At 70.8% G+C, this 16,003-nt stretch carries 17 protein-coding genes; 13 read left to right on the forward strand and 4 right to left on the reverse strand.

Annotation, left to right across the window (positions count from 1 at the left end):
- Positions 1-305 precede the first annotated feature (305 nt).
- Positions 306-1,136: a hypothetical protein gene (locus tag VIB55_RS11410; RefSeq protein WP_331876787.1), complete on the forward strand. Its 831-nt coding sequence runs from the start codon at positions 306-308 to the stop codon at positions 1,134-1,136.
- A 58-nt stretch (positions 1,137-1,194) separates the two neighbouring features.
- On the opposite strand, the gene VIB55_RS11415 is transcribed toward VIB55_RS11410, so the two are convergent.
- Entirely contained in the window at positions 1,195-1,704 is a 510-nt protein-coding gene (locus VIB55_RS11415; RefSeq protein ID WP_331876788.1) for a hypothetical protein, read from the reverse strand.
- A gap of 197 nt (positions 1,705-1,901) precedes the next feature.
- On the opposite strand from VIB55_RS11415, the gene gnd reads away from it, so the two are divergent.
- Together gnd and zwf are read left to right on the forward strand one after the other, a co-directional pair.
- Positions 1,902-2,822, forward strand: coding sequence for a phosphogluconate dehydrogenase (NAD(+)-dependent, decarboxylating) (gene gnd / locus VIB55_RS11420; RefSeq protein WP_331876789.1), 921 nt, complete (start codon positions 1,902-1,904; stop codon positions 2,820-2,822).
- A complete protein-coding gene (gene zwf / locus VIB55_RS11425; RefSeq protein ID WP_331876790.1) occupies positions 2,819-4,420 on the forward strand; it encodes a glucose-6-phosphate dehydrogenase in 1,602 nt (533 codons plus the stop codon). Before gnd ends, zwf begins: the two co-directional genes overlap by 4 nt.
- Before the next feature lie 358 nt (positions 4,421-4,778).
- On the opposite strand, the gene VIB55_RS11430 is transcribed toward zwf, so the two are convergent.
- Positions 4,779-5,270 (reverse strand): Clp protease N-terminal domain-containing protein, encoded by a 492-nt coding sequence (locus VIB55_RS11430; protein ID WP_331876791.1) that lies wholly within the window; start codon positions 5,268-5,270, stop codon positions 4,779-4,781.
- Positions 5,271-5,354: 84 nt separating this feature from the next.
- On the opposite strand from VIB55_RS11430, the gene pgl reads away from it, so the two are divergent.
- On the forward strand, positions 5,355-6,122 hold the full coding sequence (pgl, locus tag VIB55_RS11435; RefSeq protein WP_331876792.1) for a 6-phosphogluconolactonase: 768 nt from the start codon (positions 5,355-5,357) through the stop codon (positions 6,120-6,122).
- A gap of 626 nt (positions 6,123-6,748) precedes the next feature.
- Here pgl and VIB55_RS11440 read toward each other — a convergent pair.
- Entirely contained in the window at positions 6,749-7,279 is a 531-nt protein-coding gene (locus VIB55_RS11440) for a hypothetical protein (RefSeq protein ID WP_331876793.1), read from the reverse strand.
- A 313-nt stretch (positions 7,280-7,592) separates the two neighbouring features.
- On the opposite strand from VIB55_RS11440, the gene VIB55_RS11445 reads away from it, so the two are divergent.
- Positions 7,593-8,093, forward strand: a complete 501-nt coding sequence (locus tag VIB55_RS11445; protein ID WP_331876794.1) for a TonB-dependent receptor plug domain-containing protein — start codon at positions 7,593-7,595, stop codon at positions 8,091-8,093.
- 121 nt (positions 8,094-8,214) lie between these two features.
- Here VIB55_RS11445 and VIB55_RS11450 read toward each other — a convergent pair whose 3' ends face one another.
- Positions 8,215-9,867, reverse strand: coding sequence for an FAD-binding dehydrogenase (locus VIB55_RS11450; protein ID WP_331876795.1), 1,653 nt, complete (start codon positions 9,865-9,867; stop codon positions 8,215-8,217).
- A 175-nt stretch (positions 9,868-10,042) separates the two neighbouring features.
- Between VIB55_RS11450 and VIB55_RS11455 the strand changes: the two genes are divergently transcribed.
- The 8 genes from VIB55_RS11455 to VIB55_RS11490 all read left to right on the forward strand — a co-directional run.
- A complete protein-coding gene (locus VIB55_RS11455) occupies positions 10,043-10,849 on the forward strand; it encodes a class I SAM-dependent methyltransferase (RefSeq protein ID WP_331876796.1) in 807 nt (268 codons plus the stop codon).
- A 59-nt stretch (positions 10,850-10,908) separates the two neighbouring features.
- Positions 10,909-11,724: a hypothetical protein gene (locus tag VIB55_RS11460; RefSeq protein ID WP_331876797.1), complete on the forward strand. Its 816-nt coding sequence runs from the start codon at positions 10,909-10,911 to the stop codon at positions 11,722-11,724.
- 25 nt (positions 11,725-11,749) lie between these two features.
- Entirely contained in the window at positions 11,750-12,574 is an 825-nt protein-coding gene (locus VIB55_RS11465; RefSeq protein ID WP_331876798.1) for a hypothetical protein, read from the forward strand.
- Entirely contained in the window at positions 12,546-13,571 is a 1,026-nt protein-coding gene (locus tag VIB55_RS11470) for an ABC transporter ATP-binding protein (protein WP_331876799.1), read from the forward strand. The genes VIB55_RS11465 and VIB55_RS11470 overlap by 29 nt, the downstream gene beginning before the upstream one ends.
- Positions 13,568-14,332: an ABC transporter permease gene (locus VIB55_RS11475; RefSeq protein ID WP_331876800.1), complete on the forward strand. Its 765-nt coding sequence runs from the start codon at positions 13,568-13,570 to the stop codon at positions 14,330-14,332. The genes VIB55_RS11470 and VIB55_RS11475 overlap by 4 nt, the downstream gene beginning before the upstream one ends.
- A gap of 16 nt (positions 14,333-14,348) precedes the next feature.
- Positions 14,349-15,149 (forward strand): molybdate ABC transporter substrate-binding protein, encoded by an 801-nt coding sequence (gene modA / locus VIB55_RS11480; RefSeq protein WP_331876801.1) that lies wholly within the window; start codon positions 14,349-14,351, stop codon positions 15,147-15,149.
- Positions 15,146-15,823: a molybdate ABC transporter permease subunit gene (modB, locus tag VIB55_RS11485; protein ID WP_331876802.1), complete on the forward strand. Its 678-nt coding sequence runs from the start codon at positions 15,146-15,148 to the stop codon at positions 15,821-15,823. Before modA ends, modB begins: the two co-directional genes overlap by 4 nt.
- On the forward strand, positions 15,820-16,003 hold a 184-nt coding region (locus VIB55_RS11490), incomplete at its 3' end, for an ATP-binding cassette domain-containing protein (protein ID WP_331876803.1). The genes modB and VIB55_RS11490, both read left to right, overlap by 4 nt.

The following is a 16,003-nucleotide window of genomic DNA, read 5'->3' on the forward strand; positions in this document are numbered from 1 at the left end:
CACAGATGCACGCCTTAATGCTCGGCCGGTGGCGGGTGGCGGAGGCTGACCAGAATGTAGTACCCTCCCATGTGCGACGTTCTTTCGATGTAGCCCGTTCAATACTCCAGCCTTCGCGCCCTCGCCCGCGGCAACAATGGCCGCACCGGCCCAGCGAACGGACCGCCCCGGATTCGGGTGCGGTCCGTTCGCGTCTTCCTGAGCGCCGCACGTCATCCAAACCATCCGCTCCCGCCGCGCATCATAGGGTGGTCCAGGCTGCACGACGCTGCCTGTTGAGTCCCCGACTGGCCCGGAGCGTACCGATGCGCACTTCCGTTCTCCTTCTCCCGATGGTTTCCCTCCTGCTCGCCACGCCCGCGCTCGCCCAGCGCTCGGCGGATGAGTGGGTGGAGCAGTGCCGGCGCAACTACCGCCACAACAACGATCGCGTCACGCATTGCGAGGTGCGCGAAACCCGCATTCCGGCGCGCGGCTCGCTGACGATCGACGCCGGGCAGAACGGTGGCGTGTCGGTTCGCACCCACGAGGGGCGCGACGTGGTGGTGCAGGCGCGCGTGCAGACCTGGGCCGGCAGCGACGAGCGCGCGCGGTCGACGGCGCAGCAGATCCGCGTGAACACGGGCGGCACCATCAGCGCCAGCGGTCCGGAGATGGGGAACAACAGCGGCTGGGCCGTGAACTACGAGATCCTCGTTCCGGCGCGCACCAACCTTGACGTGCGCACGCACAACGGGCCCATCAACGTGGAGCGCGTGTCGGGGACGATGAACCTGCGCGCCCACAACGGCCCGCTGAACCTGTCGGAGCTGTCCGGAAACGTCACCGCGCGGACGCAGAACGGGCCGGTGAACGTGCGGCTGACCGGCCGCCGCTGGACGGGTGAGCGGCTGGATGCGGAGACGGTGAACGGCCCGGTGAGCGTCCGCATGCCGGATGGATACGCGGCGCACCTGGAGGCCCGCACGGTGCACGGCCCGGTGAACGTTCCGCGCGCCCTTCGCCCCGCGGACCAGCGCCGCCCCGGCGAGCGCGGCTGGCGGCCGGGTGCCAACATCAACACCGACATCAACGGGGGCGGCCCCACCATCCGCGCCGTCACCACCAACGGCCCGATCAACATCCAGGAAGGCTGACCCGCCACCGCGCGGACGATACGAAAGAGGCGCCCCTTCTGCGGGGGCGCCTCTTTTGTCATCGCGGCTCGTCGCCGGCGGCTTCGGGGAACTCGAACTCGAACACCATTCCGCAGCGGTTGCAAAGGAACGAGCGGTCCCACTTGCGGACGGCGTCCTCCCACTGTTCCCGCCGGTCGCGGTACCGGCGGGCCAGCAGCCAGGCCGCGCCAAGCACCAGCAGCCCCGTCAGCGGCCGCGCCACGGCCAGCATCCGCGCGCTTGCCAGGTGCGGGGCAATGTGGCCCAGGAAGATGCTCAGCATGTACAGCAGAAAGACGGCGAACGCGATCATCCCCCACCGGGGCGGGGCCGGCGGGCCGAGCGACCGGGCGAGCTCCGACTGGATGGTCCCGTGCGAGGAAATCCGCCGGTTGCGGGCCCAGAGCGGCGCACCGCTGAAGATGGCGAGCCCCGTGGGCGTGCTCTCGCTCTCGATGTGGATGTGCGAGCTGCCTTCCGCGCGCACCAGGTCCAGGTCGCGCACGTTCTCGGTGCCGCAACGTGGACACTTCAACTCGGAGTTCAACGAAACGCTCCCGTTCAGGCGCCGGGTCGTGATCGGCTCTCGGCCCGGGCGCATGCCCCTGTCGGCACGGCGGTTCCAACGGAACGTACATCGCACGGAGGCCGGCTGGCAACGTCGCACGCGCTTTGCCGGGCCGGGACTTGCAGCGGAGGGGCGCGACGAAGATCCATCCACGACACCGGACAGCGGGAGGGCGGATGCGGCTGGGGATGGTGGGGCTCGGAAAGATGGGCGGCAACATGGCGCAGCGGCTGACCCGCGGCGGGCACGAGCTCGTGGTGTTCGACCGCGACCCCGAGGTCACGCGCGCCGTGGCCGAGGCGTCGGGCGCGAAGGCTGCGGCTTCGCTGCAGGAACTGGTGGCCGCGCTGGATGGGCCACGGGCCGTGTGGGTGATGGTGCCCGCGGGCCCGCCGACGGAGCAGGTGCTGAGCGACCTGGCAGACATCTGCGATCCCGGCGACGTGCTGATCGACGGCGGCAACAGCAACTACAACGACAGCAAGCGCCGCGCGGCCGAGCTGGAAACGCGCGGGCTGCGGCTGATGGACGCCGGCACCAGCGGCGGCATCTGGGGGCTGGAGAACGGCTACTGCCTGATGGTGGGCGGCGCGCCGGAGGCCGCGGCGGTGTGCGAGCCCGTGTTCCGGACGCTCGCCCCCGAGGGCGGCTACGCGCACGTGGGGCCCAGCGGCTCCGGCCACTTCGCCAAGATGGTGCACAACGGCATCGAGTACGGGCTGCTGCAGGCGTACGCCGAGGGCTTCGAGATCCTCCACAAGTCCGGCTTCGAGTACGACCTGGAGGGGATCGCCTCGCTCTGGAACCACGGCAGCGTGGTGCGCTCGTGGCTGCTGGAACTGCTGGAGCGCGCGTACGCCGAAGAGGGCCCGGCGCTGGAGCGGATCAAGGACTGGGTGGCGGATTCGGGCGAGGGGCGGTGGACGGTGGAAACCGCGATGGCGCTGGACGTGCCCGCGCCCGTCATCACCCTGTCGCTGCTGGCGCGCTTCCGCTCGCGCCAGGAGCAGTCGTACTCGGCGCAGGTGGTGGCCGCGCTGCGCAACCAGTTCGGCGGCCACTCCATCAAGACGACGGACGGGGCGGGGGGCGCGTGAGCGGCGAGGTGAAGGACGAGGGCCGGCCGGACCTGGGCGACGTTCCCGCCGCGCCGCCCGCGGGAGAAACGCCGCTGCGCACGCCCATGACCGAGGCCGGCGCCCGGGTGCGCACGCCGGACCCGCTGGCGCTGGTGATCTTCGGCGGCACGGGCGACCTGACGCGCCGCAAGCTGATGCCCGCGCTCTGGGCCCTGCGCGCCGACGGGCTGCTGCCGGAGGGCTTCGCCATCATCGGCAACTCGCGCGAGGAGATCGGCGAGGACGACTTCCGCGAGCGGATGCGGGGCGCGCTCGCGGAGTTCGACGAGGAGCCCGACGCGGACGACTGGGCCGGGTTCTCGCGGCGTATCCGCTACGTGCACGGTTCCACGGACGATCCCGGGACGTTCGATCGGCTGAAGCAGGTGCTGGAGGAGGTGGAGCGCGACTGCGGCACGCAGGGCAACCGCATGTTCTACCTGGCGCTCCCGCCCTCCGTCATCGCCCAGACGGCGCAGGGACTGGGCGGCGCCGGGCTGGTGACGGGGCCCAAGGACGCGGCGTGGACGCGGATCATCGTCGAAAAGCCGTTCGGCCGCGACCTGGAGAGCGCGCAGGGGCTGAACGCCAGCCTGCTGGAGGTGTTCCGCGAGCGGCAGATCTTCCGCATCGACCACTACCTGGGCAAGGAAACGCTGCAGAACCTGCTGGTGTTCCGGTTCGCGAACACCATCTGGGAGCCGCTGTGGAGCCGCAACTACGTGGACCACGTGCAGATCACCGTGGCCGAGAGCGTGGGCGTGGAGGGGCGCGCCGGCTACTACGACCGCAGCGGCGCCCTGCGCGACATGATCCAGAGCCACCTCCTGCAGATCCTCACGCTCGTCGCGATGGAGCCGCCGGCCTCGTACGACGCCGACTCCATCCGCAACGAAAAGGTGAAGGTGCTGCAGTCCATCCCCCTGCTGCAGGGCGACGACATCGGCCGCTGGGCGGTACGTGGCCGATACGGTGCGTCGGGGAAGGGCGGCGAGGACGATCGTGCCTACCTGGATGAGAAGAACGTACCCGAGGAGTCGCGGACGGAAACGTATGCGGCCGTGCGGCTGACCGTGGACAACTGGCGGTGGGAGGGCGTGCCCTTCTACCTGCGAACGGGGAAGAAGCTGGCGGGGAAGCAGAGCGAGGTGGTGATCCGCTTTCGTCCCGCGCCGCACCCCATCCGCGACCTGGTGCACTGCGACTCGCCCGCGCCCAACGCCCTGGTGCTGCACATTCAGCCCGACGAGGGGATGTCGCTCTTCTTCGAGGCCAAGGAGCCGGGGATTCGCGGCCCGTTACGGGCGGTGTCGATGGACTTCGACTACAAGCGCGCGTTCGGGGTGGAGTCGCCCGAGGCGTACCAGCGGCTGCTGCTGGATGCCATGCTGGGCGACGCGACGCTGTTCGCGCGGCGAGACGAGGTTGAGGCGGCGTGGACCCTGGTGACGCCCATACTGGAAGCATGGGAGCGCCAAGGCGAGCCGGAGGAGTACCCGGCGGGATCGTGGGGGCCGCGCTGCGCGGACGAGCTGCTGGCGCAGGAGGGGCGCAGCTGGCACCAGCCGACGGGGTGATTACGGCAGCGTGGTAGGAATTGGATCGGAGGATGGGCAGGGCCGGCGGGGATGAGCCTGGGTTCGGCGCGTGCCGCGGTCGCCCCCCTCTCCCGGCCTCTCCCCCATAAACCCCATGGGGGAGAGGAGAATTCGAGTGCGCTTCGGCTGTCCCTGCTCACTCGGCGGGAACGTGGGCGAGGGGCGGGGCGTTTCGACGGGAGCCGGCGCATGCCCCTGGCAGCCCTCTCTCCCCGGCCCTCTCCCCCGCAAGCGGGGGAAAGGGAGAATTCGATTGCGGTCCGGCTGGCCCCGCGCACTTGACTTGGGGATGGGGGGCGCCGGCCGGCACACCGGGCTATGGAGTCAGCGCCCGCGGCTACGAACCTTCAGGCGGGTGGGTTCCGGCCTTGAGCGCCGCGCGGAGGGCCGTGGCGGTGATCTCCATCTGGCCGAAGATGCGCGCCGGGACGCCCATCGGCGATTGCAGCACGCCCAGCAGCAGTTCGCCCGCACCCACCTGGTGAAGGCCGGCGGCGCGGGCTTCGCGCATCGCGAACTCGATGGCACCTTTCACGTCATCCGCGTAGGGGAGCACGGGTGCGCGCAGGCCCCAGGCGCGTGGCGGCGAAGCGTGCTCCATCCGACGGCGCACCGTCGCGGGCTCGTGCCCCAGGCGCTCGAACGCGCGCGCCGCCAGGCCCGAGGGGTCGGCCATCAGCGCGTAGAGCAGGTGCTCGGCGTGGACGGCGCCCACGTTGGCCTTCTGCGCTTCGGCCGTCGCGTTGCCGAGCGCGTCGCGCGCCGCCTCGTCGAACGGCAGGTCCGGCGGGCGGGGCGGGGGAACCTTGGGACCGCGGCGAAACAGCACGCGCAACCTCCGATTCAGGATCGTGCATCAGCGCCCGGACACGCTCCCCGGGCCAGTGCCGGAACGTAAGCAACGGAAACCATCGTGTCCACGCAGCCATCCGCTCAGATCGTGCACCCCGGCACCTCCCGCATCGAAGTGTACGCCGATGCACCGGCCGCCTCCCGCGCCTCCGCGGAGAGCTTCGCGCGCCAGGCCGTGGAGGCCGTGCAGGCGCGCGGCCGGTTCAGCGTCGTGCTCTCCGGCGGGAGCGCGCCGGAGCAGTCGTACCGCCTGCTGGGCGACGAGCCGTTCCGGTCTATGATCCCGTGGGACGGCGTGCACCTGTTCTGGGGCGATGATCGCTGCGTTACGCCCGGGCATCCGCGCAGCAACTTCCGGATGGCGAACGCGGCTTTCATCACCCGCGTGCCCATCCCGCCAGCGAACGTGCACCGAATGCCGGGGGAGCTTCCGCCCCGCGAGGGGGCCGCGAGGTACGCGGCGGAGCTGGAGGCGTTCTTCGGCCCGGGGGTCCCCCGGTTCGACCTGGTTCACCTGGGAATCGGGCCGGACGGGCACACGGCGTCGCTGTTTCCCTTCGACGACCTGCTGCGCGATGCCGAGCGCACCGTCGGCTGGTCGCTGCACCGGCCGCTCGGGGAGTGGCGGCTCACGCTGACGGTCTCCGTGCTGAACGCGGCGCAGCGCGTGGAGATGCTCGCACTGGGCGAGGGCAAGGCATCCATCGTCCGGTCGGCGCTGGAGGGCCCGATCGATCCGTACCGCATCCCCGCGCAGCTGGTTCGCCCGGCGGGGGGGATGGTCTTGATGGTGGATCGCGGGGCGGCCAGGGAGTTGGCTGGCGGGTGAGTTGGAGAGGGGGGCCGGCTATGCTGGGGCGACTAAAGTCGCGGCAACAAAGGCCCAAAGTCCGCCTTCGCGGACTGCATACGCAGTCGGGTGCGCGGGGCCAGCCGGAGCGCAATCTGTCATCCAGAGGCGCGAGCGCACCGAATTGGCCCGTACGGCATACCAGGCGCGCCGAAGGATCTAGCCGCGGCCGGCACGATGCTGGGGCGCGGCAGCGGTCACAAACTGGAGGCCTCGGCCCTGCTGGGGCGACTGAAGTCGCGGCAACAAAGGCCCAAAGTCCGCCTTCGCGGACTACACGCGCAGTCGAGTGCGCGCAGCCGGCTGGAGCGCGATCGAATTCTCCCTTTCCCCCGCTTGCGGGGGAGAGGGCCGGGGAGAGAGGGCTGCCAGCGGCATGCGCCGAGTCCCGTCGAACCGCACCGCCCCCCGCCCTCGCGTTCGCCACGAGTGCGCGTGGCCAGCCGAAGCGCACTCGAATTCTCCTCTCCCCCGTGCAGTTTACGGGGGAGAGGCCGGGAGAGGGGGGCGGCCGCGGCATGCGCCACAACTCGCCCCCCCTCACCCGAGATCCTCCCGTCTTCTTCCCAGCAGTACCCTGGCGGCAAAGATGGGGGGACCGCCCCTCAGGCCGTCGCCCTCCGCACCTGATGCAGCCGGGGCCACATCCGCCTCACCAGCGTCCCGAGCCCCAGCAGCCCCGCCACACGCCATGCCGCGAGCAGCAGCACCTGCATCATGATGATCCTGCCGTCGAAGTGAACCGACGCGATCCCCGCCAGGATCAGGTTCAGGTTGATGCCGATCGCGATGATGGCCGCCGGCACCAGGAGCACGCCCGAGAAGAACGACATCGCCACCCCCACCTCGGCCAGGGGGATCACCACCGAGAGCAGGCCGTCGGCGCCGGTGTCCACCATCAGCCGGGCAACGTGCGTGTAGAAGTCCAGCGGCGTCTGCGTCTGCCCCTCGGCGACGGCGGTCAGCAGGGGGCGCAGCGGATTGCTCGTCAGCCATCCCGCCCGGATCTTTCCCAGCCCGAACGTCATCCATACCAGGCCCAGGTACATCCGCAGCGCCAGCCACAGGGGCGACGAGAACGGGCTGCGGAACGGCCACGACAAAAGGCGAAAGCGCCGGAGCGCATGCGTGCTCATGGTGAATCTCCCGTCAGAAGGTCGAAGGTGTCCGTCAACCTGCTGACAAGATGGTTCCTACACGGGGCCGCGGCGATGCGGAGAACTCCGCGACCGCACGCGCGGAGCCGCCCCACGGCGCCCACCGGGACGCGGGGGTTTTCCCTTCACCCGGGGAGGGAAAGGCGGAGCCCGGCGATCCGGCTGCCTGGGCGCCGTACCCTGCCGCGCGCGCCATCCGCCCCCGCCCGCGTGTCCGTGGCCCCCGGTGTGCAGCAAGTTTGATGGAGTGAAGCCGGCCCCGGCGGACGAACGCAACCAAGAGGAGGCACTGATGGCCACTCGCCTGATCGTCCGCTGGAGCATGCCCTTGTGCACGGCCGTGCTGCTGGGCGGGTGCGGGGCGCGTTCGGCGGCGCCATCCACCGAGCCGGCGCCCGAGGACGAGGTAGACATCGGGTATGGGACGGTTCCCGCCAGCCGGGTGACGGGTGCGGTGAGCTCGGTACACGGACGCGACCTGCGGAACCAGCCGGTGACGCGCGTGGAGGAGATGCTGCGGGGGCGCGTCCCCGGGGTGCAGGTCACGCGGACGGGAGACGGCGGCTACCTCGTGCGTATCCGAGGCGCGGGCAACTTCGGTTCGGGCGGGGAGCCGCTGTTCGTGGTGGATGGAACGCCCGTGCACGCCCTGCGTCCCGGCAGTGCGCTGGAGGGCATCATGCCGAGGGACGTGGTGCGCATCGACGTGCTGCGCGATGCCGCCTCCGCTGCCTCGTACGGCGTCCGCGGGATGAACGGCGTGATCCTCATCACCACGCGCCGGCCTGGCTGAAAAGAACGAGTTTCACGCAGAGGACGCAGAGAGAACAGAGAGGACGCAGAGGGATCGCGGCGGCTCCGTACCCTCTGCGTCCTCTCCTTTTCCTCTGCGTCCTCTGCGTGATGGTTTTTTGTCAGAGGCTCGCCGCGACAGCCCGCCCCGCGGTGCGGCCCGAGAAGATGCAGCCGCCCAGGAAGGTGCCTTCCAGCGCGCGGTAGCCGTGCATGCCGCCGCCGCCGAAGCCCGCTGCCTCGCCCGCCGCGTACAGCCCCGGAAGCACCTGGCCGCCGGGCCGCAGCACGCGCGCGGACAGGTCGGTGTGCAGGCCGCCCAGCGTCTTGCGGGTGAGGATGCTCAGCCGCACCGCGATCAGCGGGCCGGCCGCGGGGTCCAGCAGCCGGTGCGGCTTCGCCACGCGGATCAGCTTGTCGCCCAGGTAGTTGCGCGCGCCGCGGATGGCCGTGATCTGCGCGTCCTTTGCAAACGGGTTCTCCAGCTGCCCGTCGCGCGCCACGATCTCCGCCTCCAGCGCCGCCAGGTCGATCAGCGGCCCGCCGGTGAGGGCGTTCATCCCGCGCACCAGCTCGGGGAGCGTGCGCTCGACGACGAAGTCCACCCCGTTCTTCTTGAACGCCTCCACCGGCCCCGGCGCGCCCGGGAGCACGCGGCCCAGCACCTGGCGCACGCTCTTTCCCGTCAGGTCGGGGTTCTGCTCCGAGCCGGAGAGCGCAAACTCCTTTTCGATGATCCGCTGCGTCAGCACGAACCAGGTGTGGTCGTATCCCGTCTTCGCGATGTGCTCCAGCGTGCCCAGCGTGTCGAACCCGGGAAAGAGCGGCGGAGGCAGCCGCCGGCCGCGCGCGTCCACCCACAGCGACGACGGGCCGGGAAGGATGCGGATGCCGTGCATCGGCCAGATGGGTGCCCAGTTGTGCAGCCCCTCGGTGTAGTGCCACATGCGGTCGGGGTTGATGATGGCCCCGCCCGCCTCCCGCGCGATGCCCAGCATGCGCCCGTCCACGTGCGCGGGAACGCCCGAGATCATCCGTTCAGGCGCGGGGCCCAGCCGAGGCGGCCAGTTCCTGCGCACCAGTTCGTGGTTGCCGCCGATGCCCCCCGAGGTGACGATCACCGCCTGCGCGCGGAAGGCGAACTGGCCCACCGCCGTCCGCGAGCTGGGCCGCCCCCGCTCCACCCCGCTGGGCTCCAGCACCGTGCCGTGCACGCCATCCACCGCGCCGTTCGTCAGCGTCAGCCCGTCCACCTGGTGGCGGAACGCGAACCGGACCAGTCCGCGCTTCTCCGCCTCGCGCACCCGCCGGATGAAGGGGTCCACCACGGCGGGACCCGTGCCCCAGGTGACGTGGAAGCGCGGCACCGAGTTGCCGTGGCCGATGGCTCCGTATCCGCCACGCTCCGCCCACCCCACCACGGGAAAGAACCGCAGCCCGCGCTCCCACAGCCACGCCCGCTTCTCCCCGGCGGCGAAGTCCACGTACGCCTCGGCCCACTTGCGCGGCCAGTGGTCCTCGTCGCGGTCGAACCCCGCGGTTCCCATCCAGTCCCTCAGCGCCAGCTCACGCGAGTCCTTGATCTTCATCCGCCGCTGCTCGGGGCTGTCTACCAGGAACAGCCCGCCGAACGACCAGAACGCCTGCCCGCCGAGCGACTGCTGGGGCTCCTGCTCCACGATGATCGTCTTCTTTCCCGCCTCGGCCAGCTCGGCGGCGGCCACCAGCCCGGCCAGCCCGGCTCCCACGATGATCACGTCGGCTTCGTGCGTCATGGCTTCGTCTCGGGAGGGTGTGGAGGGGAGGGGCGGGGAGCGGGTGCGTGGACAGCATACGCGCCGAAGGGCCCGACTGCAAAATGCACCATAGCGCGACGGGATTTGCGAAAAGTGCCGTCGCGGCGTACAGTGTTGGGCGCTCGCGCGGCCCCGCTCCCACCTCGCCCGCTTCGTGGATCAGCCCCAGGATTCGCCCGTCTCGTACGAGAACCAGGCCGCGCTCTTCGACGAGCGCGCCGGGCTTCCCCCGCACGCGGCGGAAGCCGTCGCGTCGGCGCTGGAGGAAATCGTCGGGATGCCCGAGGGCCAGCGGTGGCTGGAGGTGGGCGCCGGAACGGGTAACCTGATCCTGCCCCTGCTCCGCCGTCCCATCCGGTACGTGGGTTTCGACCGCTCGCCCGGCATGCTGCACTTCTTCCGCCTGCGCGCGGCCAAGGCGGGGCTGCATCCCGATCTGCGCGTGGCGGATGGAAACGATCCATGGCCGGCCGCGGATGGCTCCGTTGACGTGGTGTTCTCTGCCCGCGCGCTGCACCACCTGGATCTTTCCCGCGTGGTCCCCGAAGTTCGGCGGGTGCTCTCTCCCGGCGGATGGCTGGTCGTTGGACGGGTGCGGCGACCGCCCGACTCGCCGCGCGCCGTGCTGCGCCGCCGGATGCGCCAGCTGCTGAACGACGAACTCGGCTACACGGGGCGCAGCGGCGAGCGCCACATGGAGGCCGTGTTCGGCGCGTTGCAAGCGCGCGGGGCGATCCGCCAGCCACCGCGCATCGCCGCTACGTGGACGAAGGATCATGCCCCGGCCGACTCGCTGGCCTCGTGGCGGGAGAAGTCGGGGCTCGCCGGGCTGGGGCTGTTGCCGGACATGAAGGCGCACATCCTCGGCGAGCTCGAAGCCTGGGCGCGGACCGAGTTCGGCGATCTGCACAGGCCGCTGCCGCAGGACGAATCGTTCGAGATCCAGGCGATCCGCCTCTGACATCCCCGCGCGCCGCGGACCCTCCGCCGTGCCGGAATCCATCCCCCCGCTCTCCATCCATGCAAGCCGAACTGCTGACCGCGCTGGGCCAGTCGCTGGTTGCCGGCAACCTCACCGACGCCGAGCTGCTGGCGCGCACCGCCCCGCATCCGCTGGTGCAGATCCTTCCCGACGCCAACGTCGTGAAGGTGGGCGGCCAGAGCTTCATCGACCGGGGGCGCGCCGCCGTCTTTCCGCTGATCGACGAGATCGTGGCCAACCTGGGCCGCCACAAGATGATCATCGGCACGGGGGCGGGCACACGCGCGCGGCACGCCTACAGCGTGGGCATCGACCTGGGGATGCCCACCGGCGTGCTGAGCGTGCTGGGCACCTTCGTGAGCATGCAGAACGCGCGCATGCTGCACTACCTGCTGGCCAAGCACGGCATTCCCTTCATCGAGCCAGTGCAGTTTCCCCAGCTTCCGCTCTACCTGGAAGAGCGCGGCGCGTGCATCTTCTTCGGCATGCCGCCCTACACCTTCTGGCAGCAGAACCCCGCCGTCGGGCGCATCCCCCCGCATCGAACGGACACCGGGTGCTACCTGGTGAGCGAGGTGTTCGGCACCAAGTCGATGATCTTCGTGAAGGACGAGGACGGGCTGTACACGGCCGACCCCAAGAAGGACAGGGGAGCGAAGTTCATCCCTCGCATCACCCTGGGCGAGCTGAAGGAGATGGACCTGGACGACGTCGTCGTCGAACGCGCCGTGCTGGAGCTGATGGAGCACGCCGAGAACCGGCGGTCCATTCGCGTCATCAACGGGCTCGTTCCCGGCAACCTCACCCGCGCTCTCGAGGGCGAGGACGTGGGCACGCTGATCACCGCCGACTGACCCTCATCCGCTCTCCACTGAATCCATGTCCGATACGATGACCGACCGGCGCCACCACGTGGCGTCCAGCCTGATGAGGGAGAGCCTGGTGGACCGGGGTGTGATGGCCGGCACCGAGGCGCCGGTGGTGCGCATGCTGCCCAACGTGCACGTGGTCAAGGTGGGCGGCCGCTCCGTGCTGGACGCCGGGCGCGCCGTCACCTACCCCGTGGTGGAGGTGCTGGGCGAGCTGCTGAAGACGGAGCGGCTGATCCTGGGGGTGGGTGGCGGAGTCAGAAGCCGCCACGTGTTCTCCATCGGGCTGGACCTTGGGCTGCCCACCGGCGTGCTGGCCCAGGTGTCCGTGGCCGACGCGCTGGGGAACGCGCACATCCTGGGCACGCTGCTCGCGCCGTACGGGGTGGTCGCCATCCCCCCCGAGATTTTCGGCCACCTGCTGCCGCTGTTCATCCACTCGGCGCCGGGGGTGATCTTCAACGGCGTGCCGCCCTATTCCATCTGGGAGCACCCGCCGCACATCGGCCGCATTCCGCCGCACCGCACGGACGCCGGCTGCTTCATCCTGGCCGAGTGCTTCGGGTGCAAGACGGTCACGCTGGTCAAGGACGTGGACGGGTTGTACGATGACGATCCCAAGGAGAATCCGGGCGCCTCGTTCATCGACAGCATCGGCGCGCGCGAGCTGAAGAAGCGGGCGCTGCGCACGCTTCCGTTCGACGAGGTGCTGCCTGACCTGCTGCTGAACTGCCGCCTGGTCAAGCAGTTCCAGGTGGTGAACGGGCGCGATCCCGACCGCATTGCGGCGGCCGTGCGGGGCGAGCATGCCGGCACCATCGTCTACGCCGACTGACGCCGTCCGCGCCGACGGCCTTTCCCGCGCATTCGCTGGCGGGATCAACGCGCTGGACGGCGTGAGCTTCGCCCTGCCGCCGGGAACGCTGACGGCGCTCATCGGCGGCAACGGGTCGGGCAAGTCCACGCTGCTGAAGCTCATCCACGGCGCGCTCGTGGCGGATTCGGGCGAGCTGCGGGTGATGGGGCTCGATCCGCGCCGCGACCGCGCCGCGCTCCGGCCGCTCACGGGGTACGCGGGGCAGGACGTGGCACTGGACCCGGAGATGACGGGCTGGGAAACGCTGCGCCTGTTCCACGCCCTCCGCGGCTTGCCGCGGCGCGAGCGCGACGGCTGCCTCTCACGCGTCGTGGCGGATGCGGGGCTGGAGCCCTTCGTCCAGCGCCGCGTCGGCACGTGGTCGGGCGGGGAGCGTCAGCGGCTTCACCTGGGGCTGGAAATGATGCATGGCCCGCGGCTGCTGCTGCTGGACGAGCCCACGACCAGCCTGGATCCGCGCGGCCGCGCCGAGCTGTGGCGCCGCCTCGCCGCGTTCTGCGAAGAGGGCAACACCGTCATCGTCGCCACGCACGACCTGGCGGATGCGGCCGCCCACTGCGATCGCGTGCTGCTGCTGCACGCCGGTCGGCTGCTCGCGGATGGATCGCCCGCGGAGCTGGTCGCGACGCACGCCCGGGCGCGCGTGGCCGTCAGCTTCGAGCGGCCGGCCAGCGAGGCGGATGTCGTCGGCCTGCGGGAATCCATCGACGCGCTCCCTGAGGTCGCGGATGCCTCGGTGGACGCGTCCGGCGTTGTGATCTGGCGCGCCCAGCATCCCCCGATCGAGCCGTTGCTCCACCTGCTGGAGGCACGGGGGATCGCATTCCGCGGGCTCGTGCGTGAAGAACCGGACCTGGCTGCCGCCTACTTCCGGCTGACCGGGAGCGCGCCGGGATCACCGCCTCGCCCGGGACGCGGTGGCGGCGGCGGACGGGGCCGCGGGAGGCGCGGATGAGCGGCGTGTACGTGCTGAGCGAGACGGCGCGGCGGACGTGGAGCAAAACGCTGCGCCGGCCCGTGCCGCTGACGTTTTCGCTCGTGCAGCCGCTGTTCTGGATGCTGATCTTCGGCTTCCTCTTCCACCGCTTCAGCCTGAGCCCGGCGTACGCGGGACTTTCGTACCTGGACTTTCTGCTCCCCGGCGTCGCTGCGATGACGGTGCTGTTCGGCGCGTCGCAGGCCGGCATCGAGCTGGTGCGCGACCTCCAGACCGGCTTCGCGCAGCGTATGTCTGGCGCCACGTCGCATCCCGGGTGGATGCTGGGCGGCAAGGTGGCGGCGGACGTGAGCCGCCTTCTGCTGCAGGCCCTGGCCGTCGCGCTGCTGGGCGTGCTGCTCGGCGCGCGGCTGCGGCCCAGCATCTCAGGAATCGTGGTCGCCATCCTTGCCCTGGCGGCGTTCGGCGTGGCGTACGGCTGCCTTTCGTGCTGGATCGCGCTGCGGACGCGGGCGCAGGAAAGCATGGCGGTGTTCGTGCACGTGGTGAACATGCCGCTGCTGTTCACCAGCACGGCTCTAGTCCCCACCCGCCAGATGCCGGACTGGCTGGCGGGCGTGGCGCGCTGGAACCCGCTGACCCGCGTGGCCGACGCGCTCCGCGACGCCGTGCTCTTCGGACGCGCGCCGGACGCCGCGCTGCTGCTGCCGCTGATCGTCCTCGCCGCCCTGTGCTTCGCCGCCGCGCGTCACGCCATGGCCCGCGCGGCCCAAGACTGACCTTTCCATCCTGCCGATGAAGCTGCGCCCATCCATCACGCCCATCCTGGCCGCCCTCCTGCTCGCCGCCTGCGGAAACAAGGCCGACGCGCCGGCCCGGGGCGACGGCGAGGTGGTGGTGTTCGCCGCCGCCAGCCTTCGTGAGGCCATGCAGGAGCTGGCGGCGAGCTTCACGCAATCCACCGGCACGCCCGTATCGTTCAACTTTGCGGGATCGAACGACCTGGCGCACCAGATTGGCGCGGCGCGGGGGATGGACCTGTTCGTCAGCGCGAGCGAGGCGTGGATGGACACGGTGCAGTCCGCCGGGCGCGTCGAACCCGGCACCCGGCGCGACCTGCTGGCCAACGCGCTAGTGATCGTGGGCCACTCGCGAGCCACGTGGACGGTGGACCAGCCCTGCACGCTCGCCACGGTTCTGTTCGAGCACATCTCGATGGGCGACCCCGATGCCGTCCCCGCCGGCACCTACGCCCGCAAGTGGATGCAGTCGGTGGACTGCGGCGGCAAGACGCTCTGGGATGGCGTGAAGGATCGCGTCGCGCCCGCGCCGGACGTGCGCGCGGCGCTGGGGCTGGTGCTGGCGGACCCGGGCGTGGTGGGCGCCGTCTATCGCACCGACCAGATGGTGTTCGCCGGCCGGACGCGCGTGCTGTTCGAGGTGAGCAGCGGTCCGCCCATCCGCTACGCGATGGCGCTCGTCGCGGACGGAGGCAGCCCCGAGGCCGCCCGCCGCTTCGCGGAGTTCATCGCCGGGCCTGACGCCGCCCGCGTGTTCGCGCGCCACGGCTTCATCCCCCTGGCCGCAAAGCCGTGAACCAGGCGATGCTGGAGGTGCTGCGCGCCACTTTCACGTGGGCCGCCATCGCCACGCTGCTGGTGATGGTGCCGGGAACGCTGGTGGCGTACCTGCTGGCCCGGCGGGAATTCCGCGGCAAGACCGCCGTCTCCACCCTGTTCAGCATGCCGCTGGTGCTGCCGCCGACCGCGGTGGGATACCTGCTGCTGCGGCTGTTCGCCTACGACGGGCCGCTGGGGGAGGGCACGCTGGGGCTGGACCTGGACGTGATCCTTTCGCCCAAGGCCGTAGTGATCGCCTGCGCGGTGATGGCGACGCCGCTGGTGGTACGGACGGCGCGCGTGAGCTTCGAGGGCGTGGACCCTCGCTACGAAGAGATGGCGCGCACGCTGGGGCACGGTCGCGCCGCCACCTTCTTCCGCTTCACCCTTCCCCTCGCCCGCCGCGGGCTCATCGCGGCGCTCATCCTGGGCTTTACCCGCGCCGTCGGCGAGTTTGGCGCCACGATCATCCTGGCCGGCAACATCCCTGGACGCACGCAGACGCTGGCGACCGCCATCTTCAGCGCCCAGCAGGCAGGCCGCGAGGGCGAGGCGAACGTGCTGCTGATCATCGCGCTCGTGGCGGGTTTCGTGGCGGTGTACGCGGCGGAGCACCTGTCGCGCACCCGGGCGGCGGCGGTCCGGCGATGAGCGTTCCCGTGCTGTCCGTGAACGTAACCCTGCCGCTGGACCGGTTCGGGCTGGACGTGGCGTTCGAGACGACGCACCGCGTCACCGGCATCTTCGGCGTGTCGGGATCGGGAAAGACCACGCTGCTGGAAACGGTGGCCGGCCTGCGCCGCGGCGCGCGCGGACGGATCGCGCTGAACG

Origin of the sequence: Longimicrobium sp., from assembly GCF_036554565.1 — a bacterium.
Lineage (GTDB): Bacteria > Gemmatimonadota > Gemmatimonadetes > Longimicrobiales > Longimicrobiaceae > Longimicrobium.